Source organism: Bradyrhizobium sp. 23 (assembly GCF_023073295.1).
In the GTDB taxonomy this organism is placed as follows: Bacteria; Pseudomonadota; Alphaproteobacteria; order Rhizobiales; family Xanthobacteraceae; genus Bradyrhizobium; species Bradyrhizobium canariense_D.
Genome location: NZ_JADPJF010000151.1, coordinates 434,178 through 446,679, shown reverse-complemented (window position 1 = coordinate 446,679; position 12,502 = coordinate 434,178). Strand labels below are relative to the sequence as shown.

Here is a 12,502-nt window from a genome sequence, read left to right as displayed (position 1 = left end):
GAGTTTGGCGTCAAGATTGGAGAGCGGCTCGTCGAACAGAAACACCTTCGGCTGGCGCACGATGGCGCGGCCCATGGCGACGCGCTGGCGCTGGCCGCCGGAGAGCTGGCGCGGCTTGCGCTCCAGCATCGAGGTGAGCTCGAGCACGCGGGCGGCTTCGTCGACGCGGGTCTTGACCTCGGCCTCCTTCATGCCGCGGTTGCGCAGGCCGTAAGCCATGTTGTTGAAGACGCTCATATGCGGATAGAGCGCGTAGTTCTGGAACACCATCGCGATGTCGCGGTCGGCGGGCTCGATCTGGTTGACGATGCGGCCGCCGATGTCGATCTCGCCGCCGGTGACGGTTTCGAGGCCTGCGACCATGCGCAGCAATGTCGACTTGCCGCAGCCGGAGGGCCCGACCAGCACGCAGAACTGGCCGTCGCCGACATCGACGTTGACGCCCTTGATGGCCTCGAAGCCGCCGGGATAGGTTTTGCGGACGTTGCGCAGGGTGACGTTAGCCATGGGATTTACTTTTCCGTCTCCACGAGTCCGCGCACGAACAGTTTCTGCATCACGACGACGACGAACACCGGCGGCAGCATCGCGAGCACGGCCGTCGCCATCACGATCGGCCATTCGGTCAGCGCGTCGGTGGTGGTGATCATCTTGCGGATGCCGACCTGGATGGTCTGCATGTCGTCGCGGGTGGTGATCAGCAGCGGCCAGAGATATTGATTCCAGCCGAGGATGAAGAGGATCACGAACAGCGCCGCCATGTTGGTGCGCGACAGCGGCAGCAGCGTATCCCAGAAGAAGCGCAGGGGACCGGCGCCGTCGATGCGCGAGGCCTCCAGCAGCTCGTCCGGCACCGTCATGAAGAACTGGCGAAACAGCAGCGTCGCGGTGGCGGAGGCGATCAGCGGCAGTGACAGGCCCGCATAGCTGTCGAGCATGTGCAGATCGGCGACGATCTTGTAGGTCGGATAGATGCGCACCTCGACCGGCAGCATCAGCGTGATGAAGATGATCCAGAAGATCGGCATCCGGAAGGGAAAGCGGAAATAGACGATCGCGTAGGCCGAGATGATCGAGATCGCGATCTTGCCGACCGCGATCAGCAGCGCCATCACCAGCGAGTTCAGCATCATGTTGCCGACGGGCTCGCGGGTCGATCCGCTCGTGCCGACGAAAATGGTCTGGTAGTAGACCTCGAAGAAATGGCCGCCCGGCAGCAGCGACATTTGCCCGTTGGCGATCAGCGCGTTGTCCTGGGTCGAGGCGACGAACGCGATGTAGACGGGGAAGGCGACGACCGCGATCCCGATCCAGAGGATGATGTGGGCGATGTTGCGCCGGAAGCCCTCTTCCTCGACCATCAGTAGGTCACCTTGCGTTCGACGAACCGGAACTGGATTCCGGTGAGCACGATGACCATGACCATCAGGATCACCGACTGCGCCGCCGAGCTGCCGAGATTGCCGCCGAGCAGGCCGTCGGAATAGACCTTGTAGACCAGCGTGACCGTCGACGTTCCGGGGCCGCCGCGGGTCATCGTGTCGATGATGCCGAACGTGTCGAAGAAGGCGTAGACGATGTTGACCACCAGCAGGAAGAAGATGGTCGGCGACAGCAACGGGAAGGTCACGGTCCAGAACCGCCGCATCGGACGGGCGCCGTCGATCGCGGCGGCCTCGAACACGCTCTTTGGGATCGCTTGCAGGCCGGCGAGGAAGAACAGGAAATTATAGGAGATCTGCTTCCACGCGGCGGCGAGGATGATCAGCGCCGCGGCCTGGTCGCCGTCGAGCAGCGGATTCCAGTCGACGCCCATATTGCGCAGATAGCGCGAGAGCACGCCGAGCGAGGGATGCAGCATGAAGATCCAGAGCACGCCGACCACGGGCGGTGCCACCGCATAGGGCCAGATCAGGAGCGTGCGGTAGAGCATCGAGCCACGCAGCGGCTTGTCCGCCATCACGGCGAGCAGCAGCGCAAAGGACAGCGACGAGACGGCGATGGCGAACGAGAACAAGAAGGTCCGGACGATCGCCTCGAAATAGGCTGCGTCCTTGAACAGCTCGACGTAATTCTCGAACCAGACAAAGGTGGTCGACAGACCGAACGCATCCTGGAGCAGGAAGGACTGGATCACCGCCTGCAGGGCCGGCCAATAGAAGAAAATCAGGACGATCGCGAGCTGCGGCGCAACCAGCGCGTACGGTAACAGTCTTGACTGGAAGATGGCTTGCTTTTGCATGATGCCAGCAGAGCGGCAGGCCGGGTCGCGGCCTGCCGCTCATTGCCTCACTTGACGGCGGTCTTTTCGAACTGCCGCAGCATCGTGTTGCCGCGCTCGACGGCGGCATCGAGCGCCTGCTTGGCGCTCTTCTTGCCGGCCAGCGCTTGCTCAATCTCTTCCGACCAGACGTCACGCAGCTGCACCATGTTGCCGAGGCGCAGACCGCGCGAATTCTCGGTCGGCTCCTTGTTGGTCAGCTCGAGCAGCGGGGTCTCGAGATAGGGCTGATCCTTGTAGAAGCCTTCTTCCTTCGCCTTGGCGTAGGCCGCCTTGGTGATCGGCAGGTAGCCGGAGGCCTTGTGGATGTAGACCTGGCGATCGGTGTCGGAGAGGAAGGTCAGGAATTTCGCGACGCCCTTGTATTCCTCGGCCGACTTGCCGCCCATCACCCACAGCGAAGCGCCGCCGATGATCGAGTTCTGCGGTGCGCCCTTGACGTCGGGATAATACGGCATCGGCACGGCGGTGAAGTTGAACTTGGCCTGCGCCTTGACGTTGCCGAAGAAGGCCGACGAGGTCAGGTAGATCGGGCACTCGCCCGAAGTGAAGCGGCCTTCGCCGGTGTTGGTGCGGCCGGCGTAGTCATAGGTCTTGGTCTTCTGCAGCTCGACCAGGGTTTCGAGATGCTTGACCTGAAGCGGTCCGTTGAACTCGAGCACGGTGTCGAAGCCGTCGAGGCCGTTGGCCTTGCTGGCGAGCGGCACGTTGTGCCACGCCGAGAGCTGCTCGAGATTGACCCAGGTGATCCAGGAGCCCGAGAAGCCGCAGGTGTCATGACCGGCAGCCTTCAGCTTCTTGGCGGCCTCGAACGTTTCGGGCCAGGTCTTCGGGATCTCTACGTTCGCCTTCTTCAGCTCGTCGAGGTTCACCCACATCACGGTCGAGGACGAGTTGAAAGGGAAGGACAGCATCTCGCCCTTCGACGTCGAATAATAACCGGTGATGGCGGGCAGGTAGATCTTGGGGTCGAACTTCTCGCCGGCGTCGGCCATCAGCTTGTAGACGGGCTTCACGGCGCCGGTCGCGGCCATCATGGTCGCGGTGCCGACTTCGAACACCTGCATGATGTGCGGGGCGTTGCCGGCGCGGAACGCCGCGATGCCGGCGTTCATCGTATCGGGATAGTTGCCCTTGTAGGTCGGGATCACCTTGTAGTCGCTCTGCGACGCGTTGAAGTCGGTGGCGAGCTTGACGATGACGTCGTTGTTGGCGCCGGTCATCGCGTGCCACCACTGGATTTCGGTCACGGCCAAGGCCGGCGAGGCCGATAGTCCAACCGTGAGTGCAATAGCGGCAGCCGCTCCAAAATGTCGAAGAGCCATCAAGTAAACCTCCCTTGGGCCGTCAAAAATGATCGCTTGCGCTAGCAGCGCCATATGACGTTCACATGACCGTGTAAGCGGCCGAAACGAAAGCGGCAAGCGCTGGAAAAGGGAAGCCGTCAAATAGGCGAATGCCGCGCGCGCAGCGTCCTCCGTTCGCGGTGCACAGAGCGCCCGCACCGCACTGCGGCATTGCCGTGGGATGTGGAAGGCGAGGGCGCTAGCGCTTGCGCTCGGGGCCGCAGACAGTGCCCTGCTCGACCATCGCGTCGATCTCGGACCTGGAGTAGCCGAATTCGCCCAGGACCTCGGCGGCGTGCTCGCTGAATTTCGGCGGCAGGCGCCGCAGGCTCGGCTTGCTGCGGTCGAGCCGGATCGGCGACGCCACGCCCTTGTACCAATCCTTCTCGATAATATCGCCGCGCGCGATCGTGTGCGGGTTGGTCAATGCCTGGTCGATCTTCTGCACGGGGCCGGCGGGCAGGCCCGCGGCGAGCAGGCGATTGCACAGCGGCTCGGCCTCGTGCTGGCTGAACACGGCGGCAAGCTCGGCCCGCAGCGCCTCGCGATTGCCGATGCGATCCTTGTTGCGCGCAAAGCGCGGATCGGTGCCGAGCTCGGGCTTGCCGATCTCCTTGGCGAGCTTGCGGAAGGTGCCGTCATTGCCGACGCCGATGAAGATGTCGTCGGTCTTGGTCGGGAAGATCGCATAGGGCACGAGGTTGGGATGCTCGTTGCCGGTGAGCGACGGCGGCTTGCCATGCATGAAATAATTCGCGGTGTGCGGATGCATGATGGCGAGACCGGTCTCGTACAGCGTGGTCTCCAGGAACTGGCCCTGGCCCGAGCGCTGCCGCTCCGACAGCGCCATCAAGATGCCGATCGCCGCATAGAGGCCGGTGCCGATGTCGACCAGCGGCACGCCGATCCGCATCGGTCCGCTCTCGGGCGAGCCGGTCGCCGCGATCATGCCGGTCATGGCCTGGATGATGGCGTCATAGCCGGGATTGCCGCCGCGCGGGCCGTCGGCGCCGAAGCCGCAGATCCGGCAATGCACGAGGCGCGGAAATTTCTCGCGTAACACCTCGTTGCCGATGCCCCATTTCTCCAGCGTGCCCGGCTTGAAGTTCTCGATCAGGACGTCGGCGCTCTCCAGCATCTTGAGCAGCACGGTCCGGCCGCCCTCGGAGGCGAGGTCGAGGCCGATCGAGCGCTTGTTGCGGTTGATGCCGATGAAATAGGCCGCGTCTTCCTCGTGGAAGGGAGGGCCCCAGTCGCGTACCTCGTCGCCTGCGGGCGGCTCGACCTTGATCACGTCGGCGCCATGGTCGGCGAGGATCTGGGTGCAATAGGGGCCGCCGAGCACGCGCGTCAGATCGATGACGCGCAGGCCGCTCATTGCACCCATGGCAGCTCCAGAACTGGCGGCTTCAGTCATGCCTTCGCGTCCCCTGTGTCGGTATTGATCACAGGCCTAACGAGGTTCGTCCGAGCCGGCAATGGCTTCGCGCGTAGGGCGTCATGCAGGCCGCTCGCCGCAATCCCGCGGGATGGCAAATCAAGGGAGGCGGCCGGCCCGAGGGGTATCTCGGGCCAGCCGCTTCAGCTAACCGATCAGACGACCGTCAGACGGACGTCGACATTGCCGCGCGTCGCGTTGGAATACGGGCACACCTGGTGCGCCTTCTCGACCAGCGCCTCGGCTTCCGCGCGGGCGAGGCCCGGCAGCGAGACGGCAAGGTCGATGTCGAGACCGAAGCCGCCGGCCGCGCGCGGGCCGATGCCGACGGTCGAGGTCACGGAGGCGTCGGCCGGAACCTTGGGGCCGCCCTGCGAGGACACGAACTTCATCGCGCCGATGAAGCAGGCGGCATAGCCCGCAGCAAACAGCTGCTCGGGATTGTTGCCGGCGCCGCCTCCGCCGCCGAGCTCCTTCGGCGTGGTGAGCTTGACGTCGAGCGCGCCGTCGAGGGTCGCGGCATGGCCGTCGCGGCCGCCGGTGGCCTTTGCGCTGGTCTTGTAGAGGACGTTCACTGACATTTTTGTCTCCCTGTGTTTTCGGGGTGGGGGCGCCATCTTTATCGCAGGCAATTAGATTGCGCGCAATTGAAATTATAGCGTCTCACATTTAATTGTTCGCAATTGAATGTAGCGACGGCCGGCCCCAGAATGGAGCAAGTCCTGTGAGATTCTCGATGCCCCGGAAACATTCGGCAGCGGACGCGCCGCTGCGCCTCGACAACCAGATCTGCTTCGCGGTCTATTCCGCCGCGCATGCGTTCAACCGCGTCTACAAGCCGCTGCTGGACCGGCTCGGCCTGACCTATCCGCAATATCTGGTGATGCTGGTGCTGTGGGAGCGCGACGACGTGCCGGTCAAGAGCATCGGCGAAAAGCTGCACCTGGATTCGGGCACGCTGACACCGCTGCTCAAGCGGCTCGAGGCGGCCCACCTCGTCAAGCGCACGCGCTCGAGCGAGGACGAGCGTCAGGTGCTGATCGCGTTGACGCCGCAGGGCCAGGCCTTGAAGGACAAGGCGCGGGCCGTGCCGCAATCGATTCTGGCGGCATCGGACTGCTCGGTCTCGGAGCTTGTCGCGATGAAGGACGAGATTGTGGCGTTGCGCGATCGGTTGAATGCGGTGATCGGGGAGTAGGGTTAGAGGTGCGCTCTTAGGACAGCCGCTTCTTTGTGAAGGCTCGGCCGGAGTGAGACTTCAGGTAGGCTTCAAAAGCGAGCGCTTTGTGCTTGTCAGGGAAGGCGCAGTACCAGATCAGCTTCCAAGGCTTGAACTTGGCAGTGTGGGTGGATTTGCCAGCATTGTGCTCTGGAAACCGGCGCTTCAGATCTTCCGTAGCCCCAACGTATTCCTGCTCGGGAAATTCGATGCTGCGGAGGATGTAGACGTACCACATTGACGATTATCGCCCGGGCAGCCGCTGCGTGGGAGTCTCACCAGTCCGTCTTCGCCCTTCGGGCTTCGCCGGACACCACGCTTCGCCCTTCGAGCTCCGCGCGGCTGCGCCACGCGTAGCCCGAAGGGCGAAGCGTGGTGGAGCCAGGCGGGATCGAACCGCCGACCTCTTGCATGCCATGCAAGCGCTCTCCCAGCTGAGCTATGGCCCCTTAACCGTCCGACGCGCCTTGGGCGACGCGTCGGGAAAGACCCAGAACCACAGTTCTGGAATTATCTCAAGTCTCTTCGTCACCGCCGACATCACCAATGATGTCGGTGACGTCCTCATCGCCTTCTTCGTCGTCGGCGATAAAGGTCGAATCATCGTCGTCATCGTCCTCGATAGTTTCATCGACTTCGATGTCGTCCTCGGATTCGGGCACGACGGCCTTGACCTTGCCGGTGTTCTCCTCGGCATCGGCCTCCTCGAGCGAGACCTCCTCGACCTCCGCCGGCTCTGGCGTGGCGTCGGCGGCAGCGGCTGCGTGACGGGCTTCGGCACCGCGGGGTGCGCGAGCCGGCGCGATGGGCGCGATCGGCACGACTTCACCGGTATAGGGCGAGATCACCGGATTCTTGTTGAGGTCATAGAACTTTTTGCCCGTGGTCGGGCAAATACGTTTAGTTCCGAGTTCGGACTTGGCCACGGCAGAGGAATCCTGGAAATGTCTGAAAAGCGGTGCTTCACTTGGCTAGTTGGCGGCCCGCTGTCAATAGCGCATTGCGGGAGAACGACATGCCCGTGACGGCGGGGAGACCATGTGGTACCTGCCCCGCGAGTCCCACAGGGACGTTTCGGGCCTACCCAAGGACACAAACTTGACCGATTCCGACAAGCCGACGCCGCTCCAGTCGCGCGCCAGCGGTCCCCTGACCGGGAAAGTAAGGGTGCCCGGAGACAAGTCGATCTCCCACCGTGCCCTCATCCTCGGCGCGCTCGCGGTCGGAGAGACGCGGATTTCGGGCCTCCTGGAGGGCGAGGACGTCCTTAACACCGCCAAATCCATGCAGGCGCTCGGCGCCGGGGTCGAGCGTACCGGAGATTTCGCCTGGAAGGTGAACGGCGTGGGTGTCGCAGGCTTCGCGGAGCCCAAAGCGCCGCTGGATTTCGGCAACTCCGGCACCGGCTGCCGGCTCGTCATGGGCGCCGTCGCCGGCTGTCCGATCTCCGCGGTTTTCGACGGCGATGCCTCACTGCGCAGCCGGCCCATGCGCCGGATCCTGGATCCCCTGGAAAAGATGGGCGCGAAGGTCGTCTCCGGCGGCGCGGGCGGCCGTCTGCCGCTGACCGTCCAGGGTGCGCGCGATCCGCTGCCGATCACCTACAAGACGCCTGTGGCCTCGGCCCAGATCAAATCCGCCGTGCTGCTCGCGGGCCTGGCCGCGCCGGGCGCCACGACCGTCATCGAGACCGAGGCCAGTCGCGACCACACCGAACTGATGCTCAAGCATTTCGGCGCCGAGATCACCTCAGTGCAAGAAGGTCAGCACGGCCGCCGTATCACGCTCGTGGGGCAGCCGGAGCTGCATGGCGCCAATGTCGTCGTGCCCGCCGATCCCTCGTCGGCGGCGTTCCCTATCGTTGCTGCGCTGATCGTCGAAGGCTCCGAAATCGTCCTGTCCGACGTCATGACCAATCCGCTGCGCACCGGTCTTTTCACCACGCTGCGCGAAATGGGTGCCTCGATCGAGGAAAGCGAAGTTCGTGGCGACGCTGGCGAGCCGATGGCAAAGCTGCGGGTACGCGCCTCGAAATTGCGCGGTGTCGAGGTGCCGCCGGAGCGTGCACCGTCGATGATCGACGAATATCTGGTGCTGGCGGTGGCGGCCGCCTTTGCCGAGGGCACGACCATCATGCGCGGCCTCCAGGAGCTGCGCGTGAAGGAATCCGACCGTTTGGAGGCCACCGCCGCCATGCTCCGCGTCAACGGTGTCAAGGTCGAGGTCTGCGGCGACGATTTGATCGTCGAAGGCCGCGGCCACGTTCCCGGCGGCGGCGTGGTGGCCACCCACATGGATCATCGCATCGCGATGTCCGCGCTGGTGATGGGCTGCGCCTCCGATCAGCCGGTAACCGTCGATGACACCGCCTTCATCGCCACCAGTTTTCCGGATTTCATCCCGATGATGCGTTCGCTTGGGGCCGATTTTTCATGATCATTGCCATCGACGGGCCCGCGGCGTCGGGCAAGGGCACCCTCGGCAAGCGCCTTGCCCACCATTACGGCTACCGTCACCTTGATACCGGCGTAATCTATCGCGCGGTGGCCTATTCCCTGATGCAGTCCGGTCATGATCTCCGGGACGAGGCGGCGGCGGTCGCTGCGGCGCTGGAACTCGATCCCGAAAAGTTCGGCAATCCCGCCCTGAAGACCCAGAAGGCCGGCGAGGGCGCCTCGATCGTCTCGGCGATCCCCAAGGTGCGCGAGGCCCTCATCAACTTTCAGCGGCAATTCGCCGCCGATCCGCCCGGCGCCGTGCTCGATGGGCGCGATATTGGAACCGTGATCTGCCCCCATGCCGACGTGAAGATCTTCGTCGTCGCCGACCCCAAGGTCCGTGCCCGCCGCCGGACCATGGAGGCCAAGGCGCGGGGCGAGGAGGCGGACGAGGCGGCCGTGCTCGCCGATATCATCCAGCGCGACGAGCGCGACAAGAACCGGGCGATCGCCCCCCTGAAGCCGGCTCCGGATGCTTACTTGCTAGATAACTCCCAACTGGATATAGAAGGCGGCGTCCGGGCCGCCATCGACATTATCGAGGCCGTCCGAGCGGGCCGGTCGCGGGGTTAAGCCGCTGCCGTCATTGGAGGAAGCGCCCGCTCCCGCTCTTTGAGGTCGATACTCTCGGTCCCTGCTCGGGGCCGACGCGATCCAGGTTCCGGACAAAAGATTTCCACGTATCGAACGCGCGGGCCTCAGCCGGCCCGCTTCCGCTGTTCCGCCCTCCAGGTCGGAGCAGCGAGCGGTCGCTCGAAGGTTCTGCGGACCTTCCGACACTGCGCGTACGGTGCGCCCAAGAACCCAACGGCCGGCATGACATCCGCAACTGGAGAACAAATGGCTTCGACTTCTGCTGATACCTATAGCCCGTCGCGCGACGATTTCGCCGCGATGCTCGACGAGTCCTTCGCAGGCGGCAACCTGCAGGAAAGCTCAGTCATCAAGGGCAAGGTTGTTGCAATCGAAAAGGACATGGCCGTCATCGACGTCGGCCTGAAGACGGAGGGCCGCGTTGCCCTGCGCGAATTTTCCGGCCCCGGCCGTGACAGCGAGCTCAAGGTCGGCGACGAGGTGGAAGTGTTCCTCGATCGGATCGAGAACGCCCTCGGCGAAGCCGTGCTGTCGCGTGACAAGGCGCGCCGCGAAGAGAGCTGGGGCAAGCTCGAGAAGGCCTTCCAGAACAACGAGAAGGTCAACGGCGTCATCTTCAACCAGGTCAAGGGCGGCTTCACCGTCGACCTCGACGGTGCCGTGGCCTTCCTGCCGCGTTCGCAGGTCGACATCCGTCCGATCCGCGACGTTGCGCCGCTGATGAACAACTCGCAGCCGTTCCAGATCCTCAAGATGGACCGCCGCCGCGGCAACATCGTCGTGTCCCGCCGCACGGTTCTCGAAGAGACCCGCGCCGAGCAGCGTCAGGAGCTGGTGCAGAACCTCGAAGAGGGTCAGGTCATCGACGGCGTGGTCAAGAACATCACCGATTACGGTGCGTTCGTTGATCTCGGCGGCATCGACGGTCTGCTGCACGTCACCGACATCGCGTGGCGCCGCGTCAACCACCCGACCGAGGTGCTCTCGATCGGCCAGACCGTGAAGGTCAAGATCATCAAGATCAACCACGAGACGCACCGCATCTCGCTGGGCATGAAGCAGCTGTTGGACGATCCGTGGCAGGGCATCGAAGCCAAGTACCCGCTGGGTGCCCGCTTCACCGGTCGCGTCACCAACATCACCGACTACGGCGCGTTCGTCGAGCTCGAGCCGGGCATCGAAGGCCTGATCCACGTCTCCGAGATGTCGTGGACCAAGAAGAACATGCACCCCGGCAAGATCGTTTCGACCTCGCAGGAAGTCGAAGTGCAGGTGCTGGAAGTCGATTCCGTCAAGCGCCGCATCTCGCTCGGCCTCAAGCAGACCATGCGCAACCCGTGGGAGGTCTTCGTCGAAGGTCACCCGACCGGTTCGACGGTCGAGGGCGAGGTCAAGAACAAGACCGAATTCGGTTTGTTCCTGGGCCTCGAGGGCGACGTCGACGGCATGGTCCATCTCTCCGACCTCGACTGGAAGCAGCCGGGCGAGCAGGTGATCGACAACTACAAGAAGGGCGACATGGTGAAGGCCGTGGTGCTCGATGTGGACGTCGAGAAGGAGCGCATTTCTCTTGGAATCAAACAGCTTGAAGGCGACCCCTTCGCCGAGCCGGGCGATGTCAAGAAGGGCGCGGTCGTGACCTGCGAAGTGATCGAAGTGAAGGAGAGCGGCATCGAGGTGAAGATCACCGGTACCGACTTCACCACGTTCGTGAAGCGCTCGGAGCTCGCTCGTGACCGCAACGATCAGCGCGCCGAACGCTTCGCCGTCGGCGAGAAGGTCGATGCCCGCGTGATCCAGTTCGACAAGAAGGCCCGCAAGGTCCAGGTGTCGATCAAGGCGCTCGAAGTCGCCGAAGAGAAGGAAGCCATCGCGCAGTACGGCTCTTCCGATTCGGGAGCAACGCTCGGCGACATCCTCGGCACCGCGCTCAAGAACCGCGACACCAAGTAAGCGAAACGCAGGTTTCACTGCATCAAAGCCCCGGCGCGAGCCGGGGCTTTTTTGTAGTGAGGTCGTCGCCCGGATGGGGCGAAGTGAAATCCGGGAAAGCCTCTCCGTGAGGCGAGAACCCCGGATTACGCTTGCGCTCCATCCGGGCTACGCGGCAGCCGGCCTTGTTTTCTTCTAATTGCGCCGCAATTGATGTATCCAGATAAGCCAATGGCGACGCTGCGACGGCACAACGCGCCTGGCCTTTCATTTGGAGATATTGAGATGTCACTCGATTCGGACATCATCGTCGATCGCCGCAGGATCCGCCGCAAGCTGACGTTCTGGCGCGTATTGGCCGCGCTGATCGCGATCGCGGCGATCGCAGGCTTCGCGCTGGTCGCGACGCCTGGTGCGCGCGGCACGTTCGCGTCCGCCGGCTCGATCGCGCGGGTCCAGATCGAGGGCCTGATCCGCAGCGATTCCGATCGCACCCAGGCGCTCGAGCGGCTGGAGAATTCGCAGGCCGCCGCCGTCATCGTTCACATCAATTCGCCGGGCGGCACCACCGCCGGCTCCGAGCAGCTCTATGATTCGCTTGTACGGTTGAAGGCAAAGAAGCCGCTCGTTGTCGTCGTCGAAGGCCTCGCCGCCTCCGGCGGCTACATCACCGCGATCGCCAGCGATCACATCATCGCCCAGCAGAGCTCGCTGGTCGGCTCGATCGGCGTGCTGTTCCAGTTTCCGAACGTCTCGGAGCTGTTGAAGACCGTCGGCGTCAAGGTCGAGGAGGTAAAGTCCACGCCGCTGAAGGCCGCGCCCAACGGTTTCGAGCCAACCAGCCCTGAGGCACGGGCGGCGCTCGATGCGTTGGTGAAGGATTCCTATGCCTGGTTCAAGGGATTGGTGAAGGAACGGCGTGGCATGGATGACACGCAGCTCGAGAAAGTGGTTGATGGCCGTGTCTTCACCGGACGCCAGGCCATCGATCTCAAGCTGATCGATCAGATCGGCGACGAGAAGACCGCCGTGACCTGGCTGGTCGAGCAGAAGGGCGTCAAGAAGGGGCTCTCCGTGCGCGATTACAAGCTGCAGCCGCGCTTCAGCGATCTGCCGTTCCTCAAGACGGCGGCCGCAGTAACGCTGGAAGCACTGGGTTTAGGCTCGATTGCGCATCAAATCGGACAAACCGGC

At 63.7% G+C, this 12,502-nt stretch carries 13 protein-coding genes and 1 tRNA gene; 5 read left to right on the top strand and 9 right to left on the bottom strand.

Annotated features, from left to right (window positions below; translation table 11 throughout):
* The 6 genes from IVB32_RS39130 to IVB32_RS39105 form a co-directional block, all read right to left on the bottom strand.
* On the bottom strand, positions 1–507 hold a 507-nt coding region (locus IVB32_RS39130; protein ID WP_247413090.1), incomplete at its 3' end, for an ATP-binding cassette domain-containing protein.
* A gap of 5 nt (positions 508–512) precedes the next feature.
* The gene (gene ugpE / locus IVB32_RS39125; protein ID WP_018455750.1) at positions 513–1,361 is read right to left on the bottom strand and encodes a sn-glycerol-3-phosphate ABC transporter permease UgpE; all 849 of its coding nucleotides are present in this window, start codon (positions 1,359–1,361) and stop codon (positions 513–515) included.
* Positions 1,361–2,242 (bottom strand): sn-glycerol-3-phosphate ABC transporter permease UgpA, encoded by an 882-nt coding sequence (ugpA, locus tag IVB32_RS39120; protein ID WP_018455751.1) that lies wholly within the window; start codon positions 2,240–2,242, stop codon positions 1,361–1,363. Before ugpA ends, ugpE begins: the two co-directional genes overlap by 1 nt.
* Before the next feature lie 47 nt (positions 2,243–2,289).
* Positions 2,290–3,606, bottom strand: coding sequence for a sn-glycerol-3-phosphate ABC transporter substrate-binding protein UgpB (gene ugpB / locus IVB32_RS39115; protein ID WP_247338287.1), 1,317 nt, complete (start codon positions 3,604–3,606; stop codon positions 2,290–2,292).
* A gap of 220 nt (positions 3,607–3,826) precedes the next feature.
* Positions 3,827–5,044: a CaiB/BaiF CoA-transferase family protein gene (locus IVB32_RS39110; protein ID WP_026233020.1), complete on the bottom strand. Its 1,218-nt coding sequence runs from the start codon at positions 5,042–5,044 to the stop codon at positions 3,827–3,829.
* Between the two features lie 176 nt (positions 5,045–5,220).
* Complete coding sequence (locus tag IVB32_RS39105) at positions 5,221–5,646, bottom strand: organic hydroperoxide resistance protein (RefSeq protein ID WP_007598424.1); 426 nt, start codon at positions 5,644–5,646, stop codon at positions 5,221–5,223.
* Between the two features lie 155 nt (positions 5,647–5,801).
* Between IVB32_RS39105 and IVB32_RS39100 the strand changes: the two genes are divergently transcribed.
* Entirely contained in the window at positions 5,802–6,263 is a 462-nt protein-coding gene (locus tag IVB32_RS39100; RefSeq protein WP_018455754.1) for a MarR family transcriptional regulator, read from the top strand.
* Positions 6,264–6,279: 16 nt separating this feature from the next.
* Here IVB32_RS39100 and IVB32_RS39095 read toward each other — a convergent pair whose 3' ends face one another.
* The 3 genes from IVB32_RS39095 to IVB32_RS39085 all read right to left on the bottom strand — a co-directional run bounded on the left by IVB32_RS39095 (position 6,280) and on the right by IVB32_RS39085 (position 7,210).
* Positions 6,280–6,522 carry a GIY-YIG nuclease family protein gene (locus IVB32_RS39095; protein WP_018455755.1) on the bottom strand — a complete coding sequence of 81 codons (243 nt, stop codon included), beginning with the start codon at positions 6,520–6,522 and terminating at the stop codon, positions 6,280–6,282.
* A 135-nt stretch (positions 6,523–6,657) separates the two neighbouring features.
* Positions 6,658–6,733: transfer RNA gene (locus IVB32_RS39090), tRNA-Ala, on the bottom strand.
* 66 nt (positions 6,734–6,799) lie between these two features.
* Positions 6,800–7,210 (bottom strand): TIGR02300 family protein, encoded by a 411-nt coding sequence (locus IVB32_RS39085; protein ID WP_007598417.1) that lies wholly within the window; start codon positions 7,208–7,210, stop codon positions 6,800–6,802.
* Positions 7,211–7,382: 172 nt separating this feature from the next.
* Between IVB32_RS39085 and aroA the strand changes: the two genes are divergently transcribed.
* From aroA to sppA, 4 genes are all read left to right on the top strand, one after another.
* Entirely contained in the window at positions 7,383–8,720 is a 1,338-nt protein-coding gene (gene aroA / locus IVB32_RS39080; RefSeq protein ID WP_018455757.1) for a 3-phosphoshikimate 1-carboxyvinyltransferase, read from the top strand.
* Positions 8,717–9,355: a (d)CMP kinase gene (cmk, locus tag IVB32_RS39075; RefSeq protein ID WP_018455758.1), complete on the top strand. Its 639-nt coding sequence runs from the start codon at positions 8,717–8,719 to the stop codon at positions 9,353–9,355. Before aroA ends, cmk begins: the two co-directional genes overlap by 4 nt.
* A gap of 267 nt (positions 9,356–9,622) precedes the next feature.
* On the top strand, positions 9,623–11,329 hold the full coding sequence (gene rpsA, locus IVB32_RS39070) for a 30S ribosomal protein S1 (protein WP_027566167.1): 1,707 nt from the start codon (positions 9,623–9,625) through the stop codon (positions 11,327–11,329).
* A 264-nt stretch (positions 11,330–11,593) separates the two neighbouring features.
* Positions 11,594–12,502 (top strand): signal peptide peptidase SppA (gene sppA, locus IVB32_RS39065; RefSeq protein ID WP_247413087.1); only part of this gene is annotated, 909 nt, incomplete at its 3' end.